The organism is Mucilaginibacter angelicae (assembly GCF_042434235.1).
Taxonomy (GTDB): Bacteria; Bacteroidota; Bacteroidia; order Sphingobacteriales; family Sphingobacteriaceae; genus Mucilaginibacter; species Mucilaginibacter angelicae.
The window spans coordinates 16,372-38,488 of sequence record NZ_JBHLTS010000021.1 but is presented as its reverse complement, the minus strand read 5'-3'; the positions used below and the strand labels follow the sequence as shown (position 1 = coordinate 38,488).

The following is a 22,117-nucleotide window of genomic DNA, read 5'->3' as shown; positions in this document are numbered from 1 at the left end:
TGTTAATATTAATTAGGGTTTACTGCGGCATTACCGCTGTTAATTACCTGGTTAAACATTTCGATGAATATGGCCCGGATCTCCGCGGCACCTTCCGTAACGCTGGCTGCATGCAGGCTGATCTGATCCACGCCAAGCTTGGCGATATTGATCACCTGGTTGCGTTGCCCGCCGCTGCCGATCCCCTTTGAAGTCTCGCCGACCGTTGCAGGAACAGTGCCTGCCGGTCCTGACGCAGCGTTCGTTGTTACTCCCGTGGATATCCACTTATCCGACGGTGAGCTGCCGTTTTCGTTTTTACGTTTATTCCATTTAATACCTATCCCGTTCCAGCCGGCCTTTGCAGATTGCAAATGTCCGGCAAACTCCCTGCTGTTTTCAGCCAGCTGGGCCGCACGTTTCCTGTTCAGCGCACTGATCTCTTTGTCTGCATCTGTGCTGATATGAGCAGTGAGCGCACTTTTTGCGCCCGAAAAGTCTCTGTTTAGAGCCAGGTCAATAGCCTTGGCGGTGTTGCTGATCAACTGGCCGATATACTGGAAGATACTTTTGGCCTTGAGATAGAGAAAATCGAATGTGTAAACCCACTCCTGAAATGATTCTCTAAAAAGTACTTTGGCTAAACCAAAACCGCTTTTGATGATCTGCCAGATAGATGTAAATGTTTTACCTACACCTTCCAGATTGCTGATCAGCCATACGAGCCCGCCTACCAGTACTCCCACGAGCACAATAGGCCAGAGCATCAATCCGTCGAGTATGGCCTGCCATATTACCGCGCGCTGCGTCCAGGCAGAATATAGGCCCCAGGCAATGGCCATGGCGCCGATCCCGGCTGCAATCTCGTACATAAGCGGCTTGTTGCTGGCAAAGCGGGAGAGCAGGTCAGCAACAAAGCCAAGGGCGGGCAACAACGCCATTCCAATGGAAACACCCAAGGACTGAATTGTTCCCTGAAGCGCCGCTATTTTACCTGCCGGGCTTTCTCCCATACGCTGCATTCCATTATGAAATGTCCCCATCGGGCCCGTAGCGTATTGCAGCGTTTCTGCAAGCGCCTGGAAACTGATCTTGCCTTTATCTACATCTTCCCTGAGTTCAGCGGTAGTTCGGCCCGTTTTCCGGCTCATTTCGAGCAGCGGATTAAAACCTGCGTCGATAAATTTAGGGAGGTCGCCGGCAGCCAGTTTGCCGGTACTCGCCGTTTCGGCGAACACATCTGTAAGCGCTTTCATTCGCTCAGAATCACCCAATGCCACATCGCCGAGCATCTTCAGCCCCGGTACGATATTCTCAGGTACTATTCCGGAAGCCAGCAGCTTCCTGCCGTCTTTAAATACATCATCACCCATCCCGTTGCGATCTGCGAATGTATTGAGGTCGTTCTTTAGCTTACCACCTTTTTTACCACCCATGATTTCTATAGCGTCGCCTTCGCTCTGTCTGGACATTCCCTTTTTAACGAGGTCTTTCCCCAATTCGAACATCTTACCCATGCCTTTATCGAGCCAGTCCTTTACCTTGTTCTCCTTTTTATCTTCTTTGCCGCCTTCTGCTTTATCTTTGGTCTTGGAGAGATTGATACGCTGGGCTTCCAATGCGGAGAGCTGCCGGCTTGCCTTCCTGATCTCACTGGTATCGATCGAGATTTGACGGCTCCGGGTCAAACCCTGGATCTGCGAATCCAGTCGCCGGACCTGAGCACTGACGCGGCTGATCTTGGAACTGATGTTATTGAATACCGAGTTCGCGTTATTGGCCAATGATCGCATCGGGCCGGAAGCCATATCACGTATCTGGACAGTAAATTCGATAATGTTAGCCATATTGTTTCGCTTCTTCTTTTCGTATTTGTTCTATTTGTTTATATACTTCCGCCCAACGTTCATCAGACAATGTCGAGGGATCATAGGTGGTATAGTAGGCTATCGTGGTATCGATGAATCCAAGATAGTTGCTACTAACATCGCCACGGGCGGCCTCTATAATTTTTTTAGTTCCGATGACTTGATGTCCAGTACGCTCTGAACGGTTGGCATAACGCTGTAAAAAGCCTCATCTTCGGTTTTGATCTGCTCGTCGCCGCCCAGCCACAGGGTATCCAGTACGATCTCCGTGTAAGTAACCGGGTCCGTCTGCTTGGAGGTCAGTTCGCGCATCTCGTCCCTGGTCGGCTTGCGCATATAACCTTTATAGCGGACAACAGGCACCCTGACGGGTGCTTTGCTGTCTTCACTGTGAATGGTTTCAAATTCGCCGCTATGAACTACAAGTTCAAAAACGCCACCGGGATAATCCTTTTTCCAGGCAGCAAGCAATTCGGGTGTAACGTTAGCCGCATTACGGGGCATGATATCTTTTGTCTTCACAATTCGATTTTTTTGTTTTACTTGTTAAAAAATTTATACCGACTTTAAGCTTAAGGCGATGAAGGGGCAATCGATCTCCATCAACTTGGCGCCCTGTTCCATGCCTTTTTCCCATTCCGTGAATTTGATACCGCTTATGACGTCGGTCTGTTGCTCCCTGCCAAATGCCTCTTTATAATGGAAGGTCGCCGTGATCACCTGGTAAGGCACTTCGCTGAAATCAGCGTAGCCCGCGGTCCTTGCAGCCTTATTGAGACGGTCCAGTTCCGATTTCAATAGCTTGATGCTGCCCTCGATTTTTTTATTGCCGCTCTGGATACCGACAGGCTGGTCACCGGCAGCGAAGAGGTGTTCGCTCTCCGTAGATTTTTTGTACTTAAAGCCACGCAGTCCGCGGATGGTTACACCAAGAAAACTGAGGTCCGCGTGTTTCCATTCCAGTTCCTGACTGTTTACATAATTTGCCATTTTTAGTTGTTGTTTTGCGGGTTATTGAAGCCCAGTTTGATATTGATTAATTTGCTGTATCCTTTACGGCGGATGCCTATTTCAACCTGCAGGGTCGAGGTTTGCGTGATCTGCTGGGTGTCGTCTATATAAACAACCGGGTCGCCGCTCATGCTCTCAGCCATGTTCAGGTTAAGTGCATTTACCATAGAAGCCTCGAGTGCTTTCAGCACAACCGGTTCAATCTGGCCGTTGTCATCAAGATCGATGTCATCATTGATCTCATTCACATAAGTTTGGTAGGCAACGATCGCGGCCTTGTCGATCACACGGCCAAATGCAAGGCTGTTGTAATCATCTGTTTCAGGACTGGCCATCGGGTCGTTACTGATAAACAAACCGCCCTTCTGATCATACTTTTTGACGGTAATGTACCCTGCATCGATCAGCTGGTCAAGCTGCCTGAAATAAGCCTGGGCGGGATTATCGAGGTCGGGCAATATGCTTTGCGTTCCGATGAAATAGTTACTAACCGGGAGGTCCCCGTCTTTTACCCTGCCGATATTGACATGCGGCGCGGTAGCCGCGATTCTGCCAAGAACGAGGCCGAGAGACGTAACGCCGTTTGCCGCGGTTCCGCCGATCACCAGGCCTACGTTATTGGCAGTTAGTTCATTTGGATTGTCAATCGTGCTGCTTGTCACATCGTTAACACGGGCTGCAAGCAGGATACGTAACGGTTTGTGTGCAGCAAACATGGCCTGGGCGAAAGCTTTCGCGTTCGTAACAGCAGCGATCACGTCGCTGTCGATAAATTTGGATACTGTAGGGGTATAACCAACAACCGGGGTGCGTGCAACGGCAGCTACCCGGATGTCTCCGCCGCCGAAATCGATCAGCTTTTTCAGACCGTTTGCCACGGTAATATCGCAAAGCGTCGTTAAGCTTGTCGCGGCAGCTGCGAGCATCAGGTATACCGGGCATCCCTGCGTACCGTCAATACTGTAGAATTCACGAACGAACTGGTAGGCCTCCGGTTCGGCGTCCTCGGTTATGCCCCTGGATTCGGCATCCTCTAAGCTTACAATCTTAACCGGGGTAAGCAGCGGTAGTGTTCCCGTTCCGGAACCGGTAAGCAGAACGCCTGTTACATTGTCATTGGTTGCGGTAGAGCCGCCTATCTGGCCTTTGGCCAGTTGTACATTTACTGCAGGAATCATTTGTTTTTATCTCCTTTAATTGATTGGGTTGCCTTTTCTATCAGGCTGTTTTGAAATGGTGTTCTTTCATCGTCCGCGGTGGCAAAAGCCTTCGCTAAAGTGTCTTCCGTTGTGCCTGCAGCTTCGTTCGCCAGGTCTTTCCTTAAAGCTTCCCCGCTTAGTGCCTCTCCGCGGGTAACTTCAATAACATCCGTGCAGGCAAGCTTTTGCGAATGACTACCGGCGGAGCTTTCAGAGAAAAAGGCCAGCCCGTCTGAGGTCATAAAGACGCTTTCCTGTTCCGGGTGGGTCGCAAACAGCACTTCGAGCGAAGCTTGCGTGACCCCGGCATCACTGAGGGCCCTGATGAACGCTTGGTTCTTTTCGATTTTCATTTTATATGGTTTATTGTTTATTGAATATTTGCTTAAAATAGATTTCGATTATACTCACCGCCTCACTCCAGTTCACCCGGCCTTCACTGACAACCGTCATCAGCCTGGCGGCCAGCGTATGGTACAGATGATCCTTATCCGCATCAGCCGCGGATTTTATTTTATCAAGTGGTCCGCTGAGCAGATCACGATTACCGGCGGGTTGGTTATCGGCCGTAAAAGTGAGCCCGGATAATATGCCCGGTAGTGCCTCTTCAATCATCTTCCTCATCCTCTCGTCAGCGGGGCCGGCGAGCAGCGAAGCTGGTTCTGCTGCTAAATCACTGTTCAGGGCATTTTTGATATTATTCACCACGGTGATACAATAATCGATTTGCAGGTTACTGATCGCTATGCCTTCGGGCAGGCGTACCCGGAGCGCTGTGAGCCCGGTCAGTTTTATTAAAAGGCCGGCAAAAAGGCCGCCTATAACTCTTAAAATATTGTTCATATATTCAGACAGGGGTGTTAAACAGTTTCATTTCTTTTTCACGCCTTTTAACCAGCACTTCGCTGACTTTTTTCTTTCCGGTTCCGGGATCGGTGACCTTGTTCCAGGCCAGGAACTGTGCCGCGGCCGCTGTATAATCCCCCTTGTTCAGCTTTTTCAGCAGGGTACTTGAAGGCAGGCTGCCTGTATTGTAATGAAAGCAGACCAGCGCGTCGTACTGGTTCTGATTGACGGGTGCGCTTACCACCCTGTTGACCGTCCGTTCGAAGTCTTTTAAAACCGCTGAAAGCAGATCCGCAGCACATTCCTTGTTGGGCAGCCGGTCCGTCGGCTGTATCCCCTTGCCGTTGGCATAGTAAGTGCACCCGTAACCTATCGTCCATTTACCCGCCTCGTCCTGATACGCGGTTAATTTCAGGCCCTCGAACGACCTGATCATATTTAATCCGCGTTCACTGAGCGTGTGTTTATTTATCGCCATAATGATGTTATTTTAGTTTTGATGGATTCGATCCAGGCTGATTTTTCCTTGCCTTCAATTACCGCCAGGTTTTCGAGTATGGAAACCATGTTTTCCTGCGCGATGTGGATGATCAGGAAGTTTTGCAGCCAGTCAAAGCACTCTGCCATGACCGCCTCCCCTTTGGCCGCATAATTCTGCGACCAGTGGTAGGGGATCGCGATAAGCACCAGGTATATAAAAACCTTGAATGAAAACCGGGAGAGGCGGAAACTGCTGAAGCGTTGCTTTTTTATTCTGGATGCAGCTATGCCGCTCAGCAGTTCCACCACGAAGGCCATGAGCATCATGATCAGGGCCGCGGTTTGGATACCGAGCGCCAGCGGGATATCCGGAATGAGTGAGGCCAGCCCCGAAAGACCCGGGAAGGTCAGGCTTACCAGCAACAGCGGTCTTGTCAAGCTGTACTTACAGGAGGGAGCAATGCTTTGAAACAGGGCTCTCAGGTCCTCGTAGTCAAAAGTCACAAGCATTCTCGTCAGCAGAGAACTTATCATAGTGCATATTTTTATTATATAGATCTTCATTTTTCTTTTTTTTTAACCGCGCCGCCCCTGACCGTATCGGGGGACTATTAAGGCGCGGGTACACTTACGACCGGTAGGTATCTCCTGCCCTGCGGGGGCGGCCCTTTGATAAAGCAGCTGGTGCTTTTCCCTGTTTTTCGGAGTTCCCAAGCGGTCGCTATAGGTTGTTATTTTTCTTATTTCCCGTCACCTTTCCAAGCGACTTCATGACAAACGTACGGCGGTATTTCGGAGATAAAAAACCGCGTTTCCGGTTGATTGACAGCGTTTTCAGCAATGATGAAAGCTGCGTTAATCATCTGTTTTTTCCTTCATTTCAGCAAGAAAAGCACCGCGCTCAAAATGAGGCAATTACTAATATTTTTAGTAATTTCAAATAGAAGATTTCATTATCCGGCAGGACCACCTGTCCGGCATCAGTTAAATAACTAGACCACTCTGGTTCCCGCAGATCCCCCTGGGAGTATATGAGTATAGCTGTTGCCCGGAAGCTGCATTTTCCGGGATAATCATAATCAAAGTGCCGGGGAATAGCAGAGCTCCGCTGCTTTATTGTATAGCGTATTAAACGGGCCAATAAGACCGGCCGAAACCGGGGTTGGCAACGGGCAGCCTGATTAAGCATAATGGCAAAAACGCAGGCTCGCCGCCGGGCGCAGGAAGCTTAATGGATGTTATAAATATTCGCCGCTTTGTTTTTTACAGGAGCGGCACAGAACGCCTTTTCTGTTGCTGGAAATACTATAGCATACAGCCAGACATTCCGGTTGCCTGCTCTTTTTTCAGGATGATAGATGCCGTTTCAGGAGATGATGCACAGCGCGTTAATCATCAGAATATGGGACTGGTAGAAAACCGGTAAAACAGACATCTTTGAATACAAAGAGCCCCGTATTGCGGATAAAGTACTGTTTAAAGGATTTTTTGCAGCGCTATAGGCTACTGGCTAACAACATATTAAAAAAAACAAATAAATGAGCACATCACAAACAGATGCCATCTTGGCCAATGTATTTTTGAGCGTACAGGAACGGCTTGCCACGATCCCGGATTTACAATTTATCGGTATGGATATAGGGCAGCTGGAATGGGGCGAAGAAAATGCGAGCCCGGTTCTATTTCCCTGCGTTTTGCTTGGACGGATCGATATTAATTATACCGACAACAAGAAATCCATCCAGCAGGGGGACGCCATACTTGAATTATTACTGGCCATGGCGACACCGGGGCCGGGACAGGACAGCGGATCTACCGCAACTGATTATTTTAATCTTGAACACAAAATCAATCAGGCGCTGCACGGCTGGTGCGACCAGCAGTATTTCAACCCCATGAGCAGGGTCCGCGCCAGGAACAAACGCAGAAAGCGCACCGATATCCGGGTCAGGGCACTGCGTTTCGGCTTTGGCTTCGTCGATGATACCGCCATGCAGGTCGGACAAACAGGTCAACGTCCGGAAATGGTATTATCAATGCAATTGTCCTGAAACGAAAAAGCCGCTTTACCCAGCGGCTTTGTTGTTTAAGAGCGCCACCAGTTCGGTGGTTCGTTTAATATTTTTCACTTCATCGCTTACGGTTACGGTGACTTCATCACCGGCGGTAAACGCTATGCTTATATTTCCGAGCCGGTATATTTCCGGAATTCCTACAAAAAAAGAGGTGGCGCAGGGCTGTTTGAAACCCAGCGCTTCCACGACGGAATAATTTATAAACTCAAAAGCCTCGTGGTAGTGTGGTATATCCATGTTGTCAGTTTACTTATTTATGTCTGTTTCCATTTGAATTTTAGCCTGCGACAATTGCTGCCTTGTCTGGAGGGATCTTCAATTTAGCGGGAGCCTGTGTGTAACACCGCCAGGTATAATATTTATGACCAATTGAAATGTGGCAGGAGCTTCTGAAGGTATTTGCTGTCCGCTTCCTCCGATTTAAGCTTTTCGAGGACGTCGCGTTCCTGCATAATGATCTGGGAAATTGTTGTTTCCCCCAGATAAAATTCAGTATTCAGTTTTTCAACCGCACGTTCATATTGCAGGCCTTTGATCTTGTAATGAAAATACAGGCGGCATACAATATCATGATCACGGCGGGCTTTAAAAACGCCTTTTACATGCTTAACGCCTTCTTTTTTTAACGGTTCCGAAAGTATATTGGAAATCAATTGTTTACCGAGTGCCATAGTTGGTTTAGATATAAAATAAAAGTAAAAACAAAATTATCAGCGATAATGCCCGGCCCTGTCATTCAAAGCTGACCCTGTTAAAAGTGACAGCAAGATCTTTATATGGTATTATCCTGATGCAGGGAGGTAACTTTAAAAAGGTTTGCAAGTTTCAGCAAGGAGCCTCCCGGCGTTTGCTGTTTCGTAACTACTGTTTTTGGACAGGATCTCCTCCCGGCATCTGCCTGTCCATTACAAGTTGTTCATGCGTAAAGTTTATTTAAAAGGTGGAGCTGATCATTGATGAATGTTTGTTCGTATCTCCACCCTTCCCCCAGATAACGCTGGTTAAAATAAAGATAGTACGCTTTGGCCTCCATATCGGTCAGCGATATACTATAGCCATCGCCTTTTAGCCTGGCTGCCAGTTTCGCCTCCAGTTTTCTGAAGACCTGTTTCAGCAGGTCTTTTACCAGGCTTTCGGTAATATCAGGGGCAGGATCCTGGTTCACGATCTCCCGGAAAAGGTTGTGCAACGCTTCCGCCTGCCGGATGGTTAATTTTAGTGTCATATTCAAGGATGTTAAATAGATTGATGGCGTGTAATGATCAGCGCAGGTTCTACACCCGGGGCAACACTTCCTTTACCCCAGCAGGTATCTCCCGCTTTACCTGCCTGCGGGAACGTGCCGGTACCGTTTTTCTGGATATAAGTGGATTTAATATTTTTATTTTTGCTCATAATAATGTTCCTTTGCACATACAAATATTAGACTATTGTCTATTATTTGCAAATGAAATTCGACAAAAGTCTAATAATATTATCAAATTATGCCTAATAGCCCCATAGACAGGCTTTTAATTTTTTTAGCCTACAAAAAGATTGCTCCATCAAAAGCTGAAAAGCAATTATCATTGGGGAATGGCTATATAAAGAAGTCTCAACAACGGGATGGCGGCATCGGAAGCGCTATACTGGAAAAGATCTGCAGGGCATACTTAGACATTAGTCTAACATGGCTTATCACCGGTGACGGAGCGATGCTGCTTGACGAAAAAGACGGAACCGTACCAGCCCCTGATGAAGCGCAAAAGGTTACCGCCACAGTTCCGGCCGCCGGTACAAACAGGCGCCCGGGAAGCTTCATGCAGCTTCAGGCTAAGTCTACCCCGATTTCCCCGCTCCAGGTGATCAGCGTGGACAGCGACGGTAACGAAACCATTTTGTACGTACCCCTGAGAGCTTCAGCCGGCTATCCCAAGGGATACGCCGACCGGGAGTATATGGAAAAGCTGACTTCTTTCAGTTTGCCTTACCTGAACAACGGAACGCACCGGGCATTCGAGGTAGACGGCGACAGTATGTTCCCAACGCTCGAAAACAAAGAGATCGTCGTAGGGCGCTTTGTGGAAAAGTTTGAGGATATTGTAGAAGATCATGTACACATCATCGTAACCAGGGACCGGGGCATACTGATCAAGAGACTGCTGAACAGGATCCAGAAATATGGCTTTATTGTCGCGAAATCCGATGCTCTGGACAACCGTAACCTGTACCCTAACCAGGAGATCTATCCTGATGAAGTGGTTGAGATCTGGTTTGCGGTGGGGCATATCAATAACAAGTTCCGCCACCCGACTGACATGTATAAGCGTGTGAACAATCTTGAGGCGGACCTAACCGAAATCATGAGGGTACTGAAGTCAAAAAACCTGCTGGATAAATAGCAGTTCTCCTTGATGAACGCAATTATATAAACTATCCTTAAAACCCCTGACTTTCTTAAAAAAATTTCAAAACTGACTGCATGGGCCGGAAGCTTTAACAGCCGGCTCAAAAGCATTCAAAACGCCCTGATGCTTAAATCAAACTGCCCTGAATTAACCGCAACATCCCCGCTGACGTTGATCCGGTGTAAGCGATTTCTTAGCGATCTGCTTCGTAGAAACCTAAAAGTCTTTTTTATAAGCATACCATCCAGGTAAATTAACCTTAATCGCACTACCCGCTTTTACATGAAGTACAGGCGATATCCTGGCCGATATTTATAGTCTGCAATCCATCTGGTTCTTATGGAATGGAAGTCTGAATGATTGACATCATATTAATCATTACCAATGACGCTGTTAATCACCTTGAAATATTGTTTTTTATCACCGAAATCACACGGTACGTTTGCCACCGGAGGATTGAAAAAGGGACTATGTCTTCGCTTTTAACCCGATTCTATTTCTATGCCTGGGGAAAACAAGTTTTTATCCGGCGGTAGCCAAAGCTTTTATTCCTTCCTCCGATTGCGGCAAAACGACTGCCTTGAAGGCATTCTAAATTCTAACATTTAAATTATCAGGCTATAATGGCATCAAGGTTAACATTAAAAGGGTTTTTTACAAGAGGGGCGAAGCCTACTGCTGGTCAGTTTGCGTCCTGGATAGACTCATTCTGGCATAAGGATGAAGATACTATTCCGGTTGAAAAAATTGCGGGACTATCTACTGTCCTGGCAGAAAAGGCATCTGTAAGTGATGTGGATAACGAAGCATCAACAAGATCGGCGGTCGACAACGACTTACAGAACCAAATCGGCGAACTGTTGGCTAACGGCGCCGGCCAGCCCGGCCCCCAGGGACCGGCTGGCCCCGGCATTCCTGCGGGAGGCTCCGATGGTCAGGTATTATCTAAATCAGGCAGCACTGATTTTAGCACGCAGTGGACAGATCCCGCGACTGGTGTTGTAAAAGCTTCAACCGAGGAACTAAACGCCGGTACCAATGACACGAAGTTTGCAACGCCGGCGGGTTTGGCTTCCTCGGCGTATTTGGATCAGTCAGGCAGTAAAAACTATGTTGTAGCAGGCGGAACAGATACCTACACGGGCGCAGTTGCACCGGCAATAAGCAACTACGTTACAGGATCAACATTCAACGTCCGTTTTACCAATGCGAATACCGGGCACGCCACATTAAACCTGAATTCGTTAGGGGCTTTACCCATAAAAAAGAATGTCAGTACAGCGCTGGCAGCGAACGATATAACAGCAGGCGCCTGTATATCACTGATGTATGACGGTGCGCTCGATGCCTTTCAAATTATAGGAACTTTTCCCCAAACCATACCTCCGGTCTCCAGTGGAGAAAAGATAGTTACTGTTCAATCAGATGGCGTGCATACCGATTATGCTCTTATAGATCAAATACCACCTGCAGGCGCTTTAACATCGGCAAACTGGTCTTCAGGTTCAGCAACTGCAAACGGCACCCCCGGGCAATTTACTTATGATTCCAATTACAGGTATGACTGCATTGGTGTGAATACCTGGAAGCGAAGCCCATTTTTAGGCGGAGCAATCCTCGATGAGTATTTAGCAGGTATTGACGATACCACGGGGGACAAAACATCAGCAGAGCTTAATACTACGTATTCGGTCGCTGTGATCGGGCAAAAGGTTTGGGGCACAAATAATTTATATATCAAGAAAACTGCGACGGTATGGCAAAAAATACCGGCGACAATAGCGTAATTTATGTCAAGTCATATTCAAAAAGTAGGCACAGCAATATTTCAAAACGGCGGCAATATATTTAGGGTAAGGGATTCGCCATCTTACGACACGCGCAGCTGGAGCGGTTTTGGCAGGCCCAATGGCTTGGCTTTTGATCGATTAACAGGCCATCGGATTTTTGTTTGTGAATCAGCTGGCGGCACCCTGAAGGTGTTTGATATCAATTCACAAACAATAACAAATTCAATAGATACGGGTATCGGCTATTTGTTTTCGTTGGATTACGATCCTAATACCAATCGGATAGCCTGCCTTGGTTATGGTACTGGCTTGAAAATCTATGACGGCACAACACTTGCTTTACTTGCCACCTATACAGGTCCGACAATGAATACAAGTGTAGGGGTAGCATTTGACCCGGTTGCCGGGAACAACAGGCTTTGTGTACTCGGCCAGGGCAACGGTGGTGCAATTTGGTTATGGGAATTAGATGCGAACACGCTTGCTCAAAAATCGAGTAAAATTCTATATAATACAGGTGTTAATAGCTTTGGCCTGACATGGGATCTGGATATATCTCAAAATCGATTATTCGGAGCATGCAGTAATGGCGTTAATTTAATTGATGCCACCTCCTTAACGGTAAACGCTATCCAGGCAGGGGTAGATGGCAGTAAGACACTCAGAGTTGATCCAACACCTGCATTTAACCGGATGGCAGTTGCAAACGGCACATCCGTAGGCATCTACAGCAGGAGCACAATGGCCTTGCTGTATAAAGTAACTAATTTTTACAACTTAAGTTGTTGTGACTTTGACAGTGTTGGTGCCCGTTACCGATTCTTCGTTGCAGATGCAAGTTCAGGTATCTTAACCGAAATTGTTGAAAGTGCCGTGTAACTGGAAATCAAACCAGTTTTAACTGTGCCATGACTGTCACCTACATCAAAACTACTGATGCACCAGAAAAATTACCTGAAATTCACTTTTGTTAACGATATAGAGACCCAAAAAAATGAAGAGTTTCAACCAATACAGCCTTATATGCTTCGGCAAATGAGATAATTGATATTCAACAGTGAATTACCACATTCTACAAGCCAAAAAACTTGTGAATTGAATTATTCACCATGCCTGCAAAGGGTCATAAATTATAGCGCGTCTTGAATCTACGAGAGGTTGCATACTGTTAAACGATGTGGTAAGGCCCACTGCAAGGGCTTACAAACAGACTCTGCAAACCACCCGGTGGTACTTTCATTCGAAAGGCACCCGCTGCAAACGCATCTTTTTCGTATTCGTAACCTGGATCATGTTCACCGCTGGGCACCACGACATGGCTCTTCCTGAAACCGAGGTTTTGTTGAACCGACCTGATGTTTCCCAGCACTTCACCTTGATAATCAGCGCCATGACTGGAAAGGTAGTGATAACCATGGTTTAATATATACCAACCAGCATGGTAAAGCAGGGCGACTTCCGGCCACGGCGATCGTAAACGATACCCGCATTCAGGGCGACAGCCAGTTTAAAGGGCACGCTGTTCCAGCAACCATCTGCATAAAAAAACTGGAGCGCTTTTGCCGTCCCCTCCGGAATCACTGTGGTACTCATCCGGTATAGCAGGGCTAACGGTTCCATCTTTCAATAAGGGATAAGCACAGGTATATGCCGGTGATACGCAGCCGTATCGGCAATGGACTTAAATTAAAGATTTTACCAAAGCTTTCAGGCTCCGCAGAGTTTGGATTTCACGGCGGGGTATTTCTGCTGGTGCGCAAGCACATAGCTAATATCCGGCGGCTGATCCGGCGCAAAAACGCGCCCTCTAAAAAAAGGCCCGGCTAATAAAGTGATAAACGATTGAGGAACATGGCAGTGACATTGTTAGGTTAGTATAAATTCAGGTACTCCTGATCACTTCCTAACTAACTAAAGTGTTTTTTCCTGTCAAAAGTTCAAACTTGCAAGCGCATTTAAAAGGACATGGCCCGCCCGCTATCATCCTGCCCTGAAGCATCCCTCACCCGCCCCTCTGCCAGCATCTTCTTCGTTTCGATCAGCTGTAATGCAGGATTATGATCACCTGTATCGTCACCCCTGCCACAAGCAGATCTGGTATAGGTTTCATCAGCGGTCACACGGATTTTACATTTCCGGCACTGACAGTTTAAATCCCTTCATACACGCCCAAAGCCTCCTTCATCAAGCCTTAAGTACCAATGCCATCGGGAATACCCCCTGCTCATTCCGGCAGAAAAAAGGCAGGTATTTATCAGCATCCGGCAAATTGAAAGTAAGAATACGCATTTATTACATTGCGTATTTGTACGCTATATACACATCCTGTAAAGCTTTTCCTTTGTACTGCAGGGCAGGCATAAAACGTATGACCCGCCTCCGGGCAAACTTTCAAACATCCCTTTTTATCAACCTTTTAAATTAAAAAAACATGAAAAACGATCAGACATTCAGCCAGCAACAGCAAAAAGCAATCGATTATATCCGGTCACTGGAGATCGAAACATTTGACGGACAGGAACTCGATACCAGGGCAGCTTCCATCGCCGAAACCGGTGAAAACGAAGCAGGCTTTGTTGATGCGGGTTCATTAACCAGTTTTGTGGCCGGACTTACGATAACCCACAAGGAAGACACCTTGAACTCCACCCTCCTCGCCCAACTGGCCGCTAACAAAGCCTTCAACCGTGAAGAACAAACCAAGGAGTGGTATGGCAAATACCATGAAGTATTGGAAAATGTCGGCTGGGTTATTTCTGCGTTCCAGTTTACGGAATATGAAACCTCGGCATCTTCCTTTACCGTCGAAAAAGTGGTCATAGAAATCCTGACCGCCATCGCAACACAAAGCGAGATCCTGATCGCGATAAAAATGCTCGAAGCGCTGAAGAACGCCAGCGCAGATTCCAAACCGTTCAAAATATGGGACAGTTCGTCACATGATGCGGTCAACGGCAATTTCCAGATCGGGACCTGTCTTGAAAGCGACGGCAATGTGGCCATGAGTCTGGGCGCATTCCACTTTAAAGCAACCGAGGTAAAATCAACATTTCTCTGGTTCAATTATGCAAGGACAAGCATCAAATTGTATAAGGGCGCCCAGCAAGTTGTGCTTAACGAACAAATATACAGCGTTGTCCGCAAAATGATCATTGAAAAGTTAGGCAACAACGCCGTGAACTATGTAGCTAACCTGGAGATATAACATAAACCTTTTTACAAACCGCCCCCCGGCTTTAAACATCAATCAATCAGCAAATGAAAACACTAACAGAGACTCGCGGGATCAGAGAGAAACATTCGGAGCACATTCTCGGGCTACCTTATGTCACCGCTATCGGTGTCGGCTATATCGGTAATCGCCAGGAAAAGAAGATCGGGATCATTGTTTACCAGGATGCGCCATCCGCAGCACCCCGGCAAGTTCCCGAAACCATCGAAGGTGTACCTGTGGAGATCCGGCAGGGGCATTTCGCCGCACCAACCAGGGCATTCCTGCCCAGGGAAGCATTCAGAGAACCGCTGGCTGATATCAGGCCTGAAAACCTGATCGGCAATCCCCGCGATAAAGAATTTGAACCGATGATCGGCGGCGTCAGCGTCAATCCTGATTTCTTTTATTTTGATTCATGGCAGGGCACGCTCGGCCTGGCTATCCGGGACAAGAACGGGAAGCCCGTGATCCTGAGTAACCGGCACGTCATCTGCGGTAAGAACCCCGTTGCCGGCGACGGCGTCAGTCAGCCCAGTTACGAATTTTTCTCCCATCTCGCCGCAAGTCTTGTTGCCTGGAACCTGGGAGATGTAACCTACCAGGGCAAAAAATACGGCATCGATGCGGCCATCGCCTCCCCGACCAACGGCCGCACGGCCACGATCGGCAAAATATACGGGCTTCCCGATGTTGCAGGTACCGCCGATGCCGCACTCGGCATGGAGGTCACCAAATCCGGTCTTACGACCGATGTCACCACAGGTACAGTAACAGCAATCGATGTGGATTGCATCAGTAACACCAGCGGCGTCATCCTCAGCCGTCAGATCATTATTGAAAACAACATAGCCGGTGATTATTTCTCCGAGTCCGGCGACAGCGGCAGTGCCATCATCCAAACAAAAACCAATCATGTTACCGGGCTGTTATGGGGGGGCAACAAAAAAACAAAAGAGACCATGTGTTCCCCGATAGCGCCCATTCTTGATTTCTTTGAATGCACGATTTAGAAATCACGGAGCCAGTTAACCGTTATTTCATTTAAAATTCAACTAAGAAATCCCTTTTAAAAGGGATTTCTTAGTTACAGATAAAACGGACTGACATTCGTCTGTACACATTTCTTCCATATCGGAAAGTGGTTAGAAAACCTAAGATACGAGAGTACGGCGACAATCCGAACACCGTGGCCGGACATATCCGAAAGAAACGCATTGAAATCGGGCTGCTGGATAGTATAAAGTTGTTTATGTATGTACTTAGTTTTAAAGGCTGTGGCAAAGAAAATTAGCCAATAAAACCGTCGAAGAACCAGAATTATCGACGCGATATACCTGGAACTGGCTTTTTTGATTGATCCCATCGGGTTTTATCTTGATCATATAGCTTGAATATGCTTCAGTGGTTGCATTCCCATAATCGAAACTGACGCCAGGTTTGTTGGCGAAGGTTTCCATGGCAGTAGTCTTTGAAGGAATGCCTTCAAAATCGTAAAGGTTCGTTACATAAATGCCTTTATTATAAACCTCGTTCGAAACGGTGGTCCAGACCGATAGCGGCGTTTCGTCCGAAAAGTGCTGGAGATAATCAGGTCTTGGAAGCTTCCAGCTTTTCTGCTCCCCTGCTGACACGACTGTAATAGCCGGGCTCATCCCCTGTATAAAAGCGATAGAGTTGCTGTGCTCGCTGCCGTGGTGGTTCGCTTTAAAGCCACAGATATGACCTGCAGCCTGTTTGGTGTGGTTCCATGACCAGGCGGATGGGAAATCCTTATTGAGATAGGTCGTAAGTGGTGTTTCCTGGTCGATATAGGGTGATTTGCGGTCGCCCCCAAGATCGCCGCCGATAAAGTACCGGAATTGTCCATAATTTAAGATGAACGCCAGCGAAAAATTATTAGCATTGGTTCTGGTCGGCGAAAGGTCTGACGTAATACCCGAGCCATTAAGCGTATTTCCCCAGCCTGCGACACATTCCAAAGTTACGGGTATGCCCTGTATTGTTCCAAGCAACAATTTATGGCCGAGGTCCGATTCGGCGGTATTGCCATAATGGAACAAGCCTGTCACATGACCTCTAACATAATCATTCGCCACCGCTTTGGTCAGGGCCGAGGTCCATCCCGTATAGACAACCATCGCCCCCGGTTTAACTTCATGCGTATCGGGTAACGTTTGGTTTGGGAAAATGTCATTCATTTGATAACCGCCCTGGTCGATAACCGAATCCGCTTGCAAATCACCATCTTTGATGGCCAGCAAACCGGTGTAGTGGTCGTCATGGTAATGCGTCAATGCTACGTAATTAAGCTTAGGATGGTCGCTGTTCAATGTTTGTTTAAGATATGGCAGCAAGCGTTCTCCTGGCGAGGCAGAGCCGCCGTCGATCAGCATCGTCCGGGTATATTTTTGGGTACCGTTATCATAGATGCCGATCAAAGTGGCATCGCCGTTTTTAACGTTAATATGATGGATGCGCAGCTCCTGTTGTGCGAAACCTGCATATGTGCAGCAAGTCAATAAAAGCGAGATCAGGTATATTTTCATGTGATGTGGATTGAGCACCGTTAAATTACGGATTTTCTTTAAAATTCATAAATGCCGCTGCGATGAAGTGATATCTCCGCAAGCCGATCTTGACGTTTGACAAGTGCCTTGAGGGTGCCGCCAGGTATTGAACTGCCATTTAACCGGGTGCCCATTTTTGACAACAGGGCTCACGTTTCCGAACATGCCCGCAAAATCCGGTTCACCGGCAGTTAGCTTAACTAATGCTATCAACCTGTTGTTCGGCAAAGCTTTTCAGTACAGTCAAGGTACCGTTCCAATACAGGTCGAAATGCTTAAAAATAATTTCCGTCGGAAAATTAGACAAAGTTAAAGAGAGTTGCGTTTGCTCTCCGACAGGCTTTACTTCAAATAAAAGTAAAGTATAGTTTTGCGCTTCGTCAGCAAGGCCCGAAAGTGAACTGAGATGGCTATAACCCAGTAGTTGTTCCGGCTCAAATACGATGATCTTGCCTGTGCTTTCAAAAGGCAGCGGATTGATTCCCCTGATTACTACTGAGCCCCCAGACTGCCAATCTGTGATAACAGACAATTGCATCTCTGGCTCGCCCATCCATTGACTCATCAGTTCCGGCACGGTCAGCATCTTCCATACCTTTGCTGGCGTAGCATTGATCACAACTTCTTTAACGATCGCTTCCTGCCCCATTTGCTTTGCCGTTTCTATGTTTCGCTCCCCCATCCGCTGAATTGTTTGAAGATCGGTACAAATTCACGTGCCATAGCCGTCAGTTCATATTCGCCCCGGGGCGGCATTTCTGCATACACGGTTCGCTTAACCAGGCAACCCTTTTCCAGCATGCGTAACTGCAGGGTCAGCATACGCTCGGTGATGTTGGGCAATTCGCTTTTCAGCTCGTTAAAACTCAGTCTTTCTCCTGCTAACTTATCGGTGGTCAATATTTTCCAGCGGCCTTCGATCTTGTTTACTGCATACGTCAGATCGCAATCAATCAGGATCTTTTCGTTGATGCTAAAGGTTGAGTTTTCTTTTCTTTCGGCCACCACTTACAAAGTTGTTCGTAGCATACAAATATCGGTTTATGCTTTAAATAAATACGCGGTTGATACTTTCGGTCCTTAATTATTTACAGCACAAATTGACTAAAGGATGTTCGCCGCACCATGCGATATGCCCTTTAATCAGTAATTCGGCCAAAGGGATTTTTCCATACGGATCGGCATTATGTCAATAATGAGCTCAAAACGGTCGTCGGCCGACAGGCTGAATCTTCGGGCCGCACCGCTTATATCCTACCGATGCTTTCTCAAAGTATTCATGTCGCAAAGATCAAAAATACATTCCGCTTAAAAATTGACGCAAAACTACCACTTTCCCGGCAATAGTACAATCTCACCGCCACGCTGCTTGACGATTTCAGGGCAAATGTACAGTTCCAATCCCAGGCTTACCTGCTGGGGCACCGTTTTCCCAATGGAGGTGCCATTTAGTGATATGAAGTGGTTTCAAGGACTGTAAAATCTTATACCATATCTTCCACTTACGATTAAAAGAGACCTCATAAAGTTAGTAACGCCTGCCTTAATATCACGGTTATTTAACTCCCCGTACAAACAGCTTCAAGCTCTTCAATAGATTTCCATTCCATACATTTTTCAGGAGGGCTTACAGCATGATCAATAAGGCACAACAGTAATTGTTCAACTCTATTAAAAAATTCCGGGTTTTTACTTAGCTGTTGCAAAGCATCATAAGGTTTCTCACCTTTTACTTCTTCATCAAAATACGCTGTTTCAAAAGTGGTAATGGAAGAAAGTAATCTTACTTTAACTCCTTTCGGTTTCAATTGTACTTCGTTCAGGATATTTTCATTGATCTTCCAGGCCGGATTGGCATTGCCATTGCTTGCCAATTTCGAATCAGCATCATGAAGAATGGCGTAATCAGCCCCGAACTGGTTCAAAACCTTAATCATAGAAACAATAGTAGCTTTACCTCTTGCTCTTATTATATGGATATCTTTATATGCTTCAGGTTTCTTTTGTATGATATACTTGAAAGCAGTATACTCCGTATCTCCTTCTACTATAACGGTTTTACCTCCGAAGAAAAACTCCGCGACATAGGGGTCAAAAATGTTCAATAATTTGAGGTTTAATTTATCATCCGGACTTAGTCTTAACCGATCGGGTCGGTAAACGGTCGTACCAACGATAGAATCATCTGCTTTACGTTCCACTTTTACGATGGTTGTGTTATCCTTGGAAAGGTCAATAAAAATAGGCGAATGGGTAGTCACCATTACCTGCCAATGATTATTAGGTAAATTTACAGCACATTGCAGGCCTCCCGGATAGCGTTTGGATGCAAACATATTTCAGGTTCGTCTAATAACAACAAATGTGGCCGAACCGGGGTTCCATCATCATTTTTCTTTGATTTCGTTTCTGAAATATATTTCAATGCCGACCAGAGCAATGTCCGCCTTGCACAGCTTCCTTGTTTTTCTATGCTGCTCATATAACCGTCTTCGGATCCCATCAATAATTGTGCATCGCCTTTAAATAAACTGATCGTCTTATCGATCCCCTCAGCAGTTCTAGGATCAAAGTCGACTTTATAATTAGGAAAGACCTGGCCTATCATTCGTGATAACTCCCGGTTGATTTCCTTTATTTCCCTATCCGCTTCAGCAGCTATAGCCTGTTGCAGGATTTCAACTTTCTTTAATAATATATTATAGGCGCTTTCCTGATCCTCAAATCCTGTATGTTGCTTCACTTTGTCATCAAGTACCTTTTTAAGAAGCTTCTTAATTTCTTCCGCTTGTTTTGTGGGATCTTCAAAAGCGTCTACCGTATGAGGTTCGGGCCTCCTTGAATTAGCAACGTTAGGGGCTTCCCAGGGAACTTTTTCCCTCCAGCTTTTCTTCTTAGAGTACCAACCTTGCCTTTTAGAAGACTTTCCTTGTTCCGACCATGTAAATTTCTCTCGTACTAATCTTTCACCCTGATCTGTAATCGTAATCCATTCTTCCCCGGGCGCGTTATCAAATACGACAGTTTAAATTTCAATTTCAAGCAGCTCATCTAAATTTACTGCTCCCCGTGGAAAATCATCAATGGAGAGTATCCCGCTATTCGAGCCCTGGCACATGGCAATTTCATAAGCTTTTAATATGGTGCTTTTACCAACGTTATTTCCGCCAACCGGGACTACGATATCATTAAGATCTATCGCTACCGGTTTACTACCGATAGCCCGGAAGTTTTTAATAATAAGCTTGGTAAGCCTTGGGCTGTTTATCGAAGGATTACCGGAATCCAGCAACACTTCTTCTGTTGCTGTAGCCTTTACTTTTGCCATTTCTATAAGTTTATTTTTTTGATTTATTTTAATTTAACAGATATACTCGCGATCTCAATGATTCAGGTTGTCAATAGCCATAAAAGGATTTACATTTTATATCGGCGGTAACATCGTAGGATTTGATGGCGGTATTTATTTCCGTGCTCATTTCGGTCTCACCATTGTAGACGAACTCTGCCGGCTTTCCGTCGTCACCAACCACAGCGGTCAGGTCTGAAACCCGTATTTCGGTCAAATGGAGGATAAAGCCAAATTCGTCAATGAATTCCACAGTGATCCGTCCGGGCTGGTAATTATCACGCAAGTCGTTCAACTGGAGACTCTGATGAACCTGACCAGCGTGACCTGGAAATTGCTGCGCTTGTGCTGGAAGGGCTGGCGGAACTGATCCGTGACCCGATGCGGTATTTTAGTACGAGAGTGAATCCTTTAGAAGCGCTTTGGGCTGAAAAATCTTCGGGGCGATAAAAAAACAAGACTGATTATCAGATGGGTTCTAAGGGTACAGCGGGGGTACACTGGAAATGGGACTTTACGGGTATCAACTAGGACAGTTGTTTTGTGGTATAAATTATTCACCAATAATAACCCGTTATGTTGAACCTGATGTCCTGGCTCGCTTTTGCTGGCTTATTGCTGAGCTTGATCTTGATGTATTACCTTGTGGTACTGGGGCTTTATTTCCTACCGAAATGGTGGCGAAGGTATTGTTCTGGTTCCGCACCTTCGGTTTCTTTAGCACCTGAAACACTTATCCCGGCAATCACAGTTGACGGGAATGAACGGGTGGTGGATTACGGGGTGCCTGATTTGGAAAACCTGATTTCGGGAATATACAGGGCGACGACGGCGCTTCCTGACGAGCATGCTGCATTTTACTGGTTGGTTGGCCCCGTTGATGCCGGGGGCCTCTACTATTTGCTGTTGGGGCGGTGCGGATTTTGAGGGAATGGTGGACATGCGATTATTTCTCAACGATTTTACCTTTATTTTAAAACGGGAGATGATCAAAAGTTAACATTCCGGTAAAGCACTCCTGTTGAGTAATGGGTAACTTTGGGGAATTTTAAATTAAAAAAATGATAACGAACATAAATTTAGCCAAAACGACTGAAGAGGTCATCGAGTTGATCCACCCGAAGCTGATCGAATTGATCCCGGAAGATGATCTGCAACCTATCGCTGAAAATATCCTGCTGGTGGAGCAGTATTGCCGGGGTGAAGTGTTTATCACGCCATTTGACGTGGAAGTGACAAGAATTTATTCGATGACGATGAATCAAATTTTGCGGATCGATTATAACGAAACGGTTTATAAAATCGATTGATATTGCCGATATTTTATATTTAAATAAGATCATAACGCTTTT

At 46.4% G+C, this 22,117-nt stretch carries 29 protein-coding genes; 9 read left to right on the top strand and 20 right to left on the bottom strand.

Annotation, left to right across the window (positions count from 1 at the left end):
- Positions 1 to 8 precede the first annotated feature (8 nt).
- The 8 genes from ACFFGT_RS09955 to ACFFGT_RS09920 form a co-directional block, all read right to left on the bottom strand.
- Positions 9 to 1,826, bottom strand: coding sequence for a tape measure protein (locus ACFFGT_RS09955; RefSeq protein WP_377022375.1), 1,818 nt, complete (start codon positions 1,824 to 1,826; stop codon positions 9 to 11).
- A gap of 156 nt (positions 1,827 to 1,982) precedes the next feature.
- Complete coding sequence (locus ACFFGT_RS09950; protein ID WP_377022374.1) at positions 1,983 to 2,369, bottom strand: hypothetical protein; 387 nt, start codon at positions 2,367 to 2,369, stop codon at positions 1,983 to 1,985.
- Between the two features lie 33 nt (positions 2,370 to 2,402).
- Positions 2,403 to 2,837: a hypothetical protein gene (locus ACFFGT_RS09945; RefSeq protein WP_377022373.1), complete on the bottom strand. Its 435-nt coding sequence runs from the start codon at positions 2,835 to 2,837 to the stop codon at positions 2,403 to 2,405.
- A gap of 2 nt (positions 2,838 to 2,839) precedes the next feature.
- A complete protein-coding gene (locus ACFFGT_RS09940) occupies positions 2,840 to 4,036 on the bottom strand; it encodes a DUF2586 family protein (RefSeq protein ID WP_377022372.1) in 1,197 nt (398 codons plus the stop codon).
- On the bottom strand, positions 4,033 to 4,410 hold the full coding sequence (locus ACFFGT_RS09935) for a hypothetical protein (protein ID WP_377022371.1): 378 nt from the start codon (positions 4,408 to 4,410) through the stop codon (positions 4,033 to 4,035). The genes ACFFGT_RS09940 and ACFFGT_RS09935 overlap by 4 nt, the downstream gene beginning before the upstream one ends.
- Positions 4,411 to 4,420: 10 nt before the next feature.
- The gene (locus ACFFGT_RS09930; RefSeq protein WP_377022370.1) at positions 4,421 to 4,900 is read right to left on the bottom strand and encodes a hypothetical protein; all 480 of its coding nucleotides are present in this window, start codon (positions 4,898 to 4,900) and stop codon (positions 4,421 to 4,423) included.
- A 4-nt stretch (positions 4,901 to 4,904) separates the two neighbouring features.
- Positions 4,905 to 5,381, bottom strand: coding sequence for a lysozyme (locus ACFFGT_RS09925; protein WP_377022369.1), 477 nt, complete (start codon positions 5,379 to 5,381; stop codon positions 4,905 to 4,907).
- Entirely contained in the window at positions 5,372 to 5,917 is a 546-nt protein-coding gene (locus ACFFGT_RS09920; protein ID WP_377022368.1) for a phage holin family protein, read from the bottom strand. The genes ACFFGT_RS09925 and ACFFGT_RS09920 overlap by 10 nt, the downstream gene beginning before the upstream one ends.
- A 697-nt stretch (positions 5,918 to 6,614) precedes the next feature.
- On the opposite strand from ACFFGT_RS09920, the gene ACFFGT_RS09915 reads away from it, so the two are divergent.
- Complete coding sequence (locus ACFFGT_RS09915; protein ID WP_377022367.1) at positions 6,615 to 6,809, top strand: hypothetical protein; 195 nt, start codon at positions 6,615 to 6,617, stop codon at positions 6,807 to 6,809.
- Between the two features lie 112 nt (positions 6,810 to 6,921).
- Positions 6,922 to 7,434 carry a hypothetical protein gene (locus ACFFGT_RS09910; RefSeq protein WP_121230663.1) on the top strand — a complete coding sequence of 171 codons (513 nt, stop codon included), beginning with the start codon at positions 6,922 to 6,924 and terminating at the stop codon, positions 7,432 to 7,434.
- 15 nt (positions 7,435 to 7,449) lie between these two features.
- Here the strand turns inward: ACFFGT_RS09910 and ACFFGT_RS09905 are convergent, their stop codons facing one another.
- The 4 genes from ACFFGT_RS09905 to ACFFGT_RS09890 form a co-directional block, all read right to left on the bottom strand.
- Positions 7,450 to 7,695, bottom strand: a complete 246-nt coding sequence (locus ACFFGT_RS09905; protein ID WP_377022366.1) for a hypothetical protein — start codon at positions 7,693 to 7,695, stop codon at positions 7,450 to 7,452.
- 122 nt (positions 7,696 to 7,817) lie between these two features.
- Complete coding sequence (locus ACFFGT_RS09900; protein WP_147446054.1) at positions 7,818 to 8,129, bottom strand: hypothetical protein; 312 nt, start codon at positions 8,127 to 8,129, stop codon at positions 7,818 to 7,820.
- Between the two features lie 245 nt (positions 8,130 to 8,374).
- Complete coding sequence (locus ACFFGT_RS09895) at positions 8,375 to 8,683, bottom strand: hypothetical protein (RefSeq protein WP_377022365.1); 309 nt, start codon at positions 8,681 to 8,683, stop codon at positions 8,375 to 8,377.
- Positions 8,684 to 8,694: 11 nt separating this feature from the next.
- A complete protein-coding gene (locus ACFFGT_RS09890; RefSeq protein ID WP_377022364.1) occupies positions 8,695 to 8,853 on the bottom strand; it encodes a hypothetical protein in 159 nt (52 codons plus the stop codon).
- A gap of 89 nt (positions 8,854 to 8,942) precedes the next feature.
- On the opposite strand from ACFFGT_RS09890, the gene ACFFGT_RS09885 reads away from it, so the two are divergent.
- From ACFFGT_RS09885 to ACFFGT_RS09875, 3 genes are all read left to right on the top strand, one after another.
- On the top strand, positions 8,943 to 9,839 hold the full coding sequence (locus ACFFGT_RS09885; RefSeq protein WP_377022363.1) for a S24 family peptidase: 897 nt from the start codon (positions 8,943 to 8,945) through the stop codon (positions 9,837 to 9,839).
- A gap of 629 nt (positions 9,840 to 10,468) precedes the next feature.
- On the top strand, positions 10,469 to 11,632 hold the full coding sequence (locus ACFFGT_RS09880; RefSeq protein ID WP_377022362.1) for a hypothetical protein: 1,164 nt from the start codon (positions 10,469 to 10,471) through the stop codon (positions 11,630 to 11,632).
- 3 nt (positions 11,633 to 11,635) lie between these two features.
- Positions 11,636 to 12,514 (top strand): WD40 repeat domain-containing protein, encoded by an 879-nt coding sequence (locus ACFFGT_RS09875; RefSeq protein WP_377022361.1) that lies wholly within the window; start codon positions 11,636 to 11,638, stop codon positions 12,512 to 12,514.
- A 540-nt stretch (positions 12,515 to 13,054) separates the two neighbouring features.
- On the opposite strand, the gene ACFFGT_RS09870 is transcribed toward ACFFGT_RS09875, so the two are convergent.
- On the bottom strand, positions 13,055 to 13,255 hold the full coding sequence (locus tag ACFFGT_RS09870) for a hypothetical protein (RefSeq protein WP_377022360.1): 201 nt from the start codon (positions 13,253 to 13,255) through the stop codon (positions 13,055 to 13,057).
- An 811-nt stretch (positions 13,256 to 14,066) separates the two neighbouring features.
- Between ACFFGT_RS09870 and ACFFGT_RS09865 the strand changes: the two genes are divergently transcribed.
- Both ACFFGT_RS09865 and ACFFGT_RS09860 read left to right on the top strand, forming a co-directional pair.
- A complete protein-coding gene (locus ACFFGT_RS09865) occupies positions 14,067 to 14,840 on the top strand; it encodes a hypothetical protein (protein WP_377022359.1) in 774 nt (257 codons plus the stop codon).
- 53 nt (positions 14,841 to 14,893) lie between these two features.
- Positions 14,894 to 15,859 (top strand): Nal1-like putative serine protease, encoded by a 966-nt coding sequence (locus tag ACFFGT_RS09860; protein ID WP_377022358.1) that lies wholly within the window; start codon positions 14,894 to 14,896, stop codon positions 15,857 to 15,859.
- A gap of 255 nt (positions 15,860 to 16,114) precedes the next feature.
- Here the strand turns inward: ACFFGT_RS09860 and ACFFGT_RS09855 are convergent, their stop codons facing one another.
- The 7 genes from ACFFGT_RS09855 to ACFFGT_RS09825 all read right to left on the bottom strand — a co-directional run bounded on the left by ACFFGT_RS09855 (position 16,115) and on the right by ACFFGT_RS09825 (position 21,060).
- Entirely contained in the window at positions 16,115 to 17,395 is a 1,281-nt protein-coding gene (locus ACFFGT_RS09855) for a ComEC/Rec2 family competence protein (RefSeq protein WP_377022357.1), read from the bottom strand.
- 217 nt (positions 17,396 to 17,612) lie between these two features.
- Positions 17,613 to 18,098 carry an SRPBCC family protein gene (locus ACFFGT_RS09850; RefSeq protein WP_377022356.1) on the bottom strand — a complete coding sequence of 162 codons (486 nt, stop codon included), beginning with the start codon at positions 18,096 to 18,098 and terminating at the stop codon, positions 17,613 to 17,615.
- The gene (locus tag ACFFGT_RS09845; protein ID WP_377022355.1) at positions 18,080 to 18,421 is read right to left on the bottom strand and encodes a winged helix-turn-helix transcriptional regulator; all 342 of its coding nucleotides are present in this window, start codon (positions 18,419 to 18,421) and stop codon (positions 18,080 to 18,082) included. The genes ACFFGT_RS09850 and ACFFGT_RS09845 overlap by 19 nt, the downstream gene beginning before the upstream one ends.
- A 554-nt stretch (positions 18,422 to 18,975) precedes the next feature.
- A complete protein-coding gene (locus ACFFGT_RS09840; protein ID WP_377022354.1) occupies positions 18,976 to 19,752 on the bottom strand; it encodes an ATP-dependent nuclease in 777 nt (258 codons plus the stop codon).
- Complete coding sequence (locus tag ACFFGT_RS09835; protein ID WP_377022353.1) at positions 19,707 to 20,159, bottom strand: AAA family ATPase; 453 nt, start codon at positions 20,157 to 20,159, stop codon at positions 19,707 to 19,709. The genes ACFFGT_RS09840 and ACFFGT_RS09835 overlap by 46 nt, the downstream gene beginning before the upstream one ends.
- A 282-nt stretch (positions 20,160 to 20,441) precedes the next feature.
- Positions 20,442 to 20,744 carry an AAA family ATPase gene (locus ACFFGT_RS09830; RefSeq protein ID WP_377022352.1) on the bottom strand — a complete coding sequence of 101 codons (303 nt, stop codon included), beginning with the start codon at positions 20,742 to 20,744 and terminating at the stop codon, positions 20,442 to 20,444.
- 70 nt (positions 20,745 to 20,814) lie between these two features.
- Positions 20,815 to 21,060, bottom strand: coding sequence for a hypothetical protein (locus tag ACFFGT_RS09825; RefSeq protein WP_377022351.1), 246 nt, complete (start codon positions 21,058 to 21,060; stop codon positions 20,815 to 20,817).
- A 281-nt stretch (positions 21,061 to 21,341) separates the two neighbouring features.
- On the opposite strand from ACFFGT_RS09825, the gene ACFFGT_RS09820 reads away from it, so the two are divergent.
- Positions 21,342 to 21,692 (top strand): hypothetical protein, encoded by a 351-nt coding sequence (locus ACFFGT_RS09820; RefSeq protein WP_377022350.1) that lies wholly within the window; start codon positions 21,342 to 21,344, stop codon positions 21,690 to 21,692.
- Between the two features lie 134 nt (positions 21,693 to 21,826).
- On the top strand, positions 21,827 to 22,075 hold the full coding sequence (locus ACFFGT_RS09815; RefSeq protein WP_377022349.1) for a hypothetical protein: 249 nt from the start codon (positions 21,827 to 21,829) through the stop codon (positions 22,073 to 22,075).
- Positions 22,076 to 22,117: the final 42 nt, after the last annotated feature.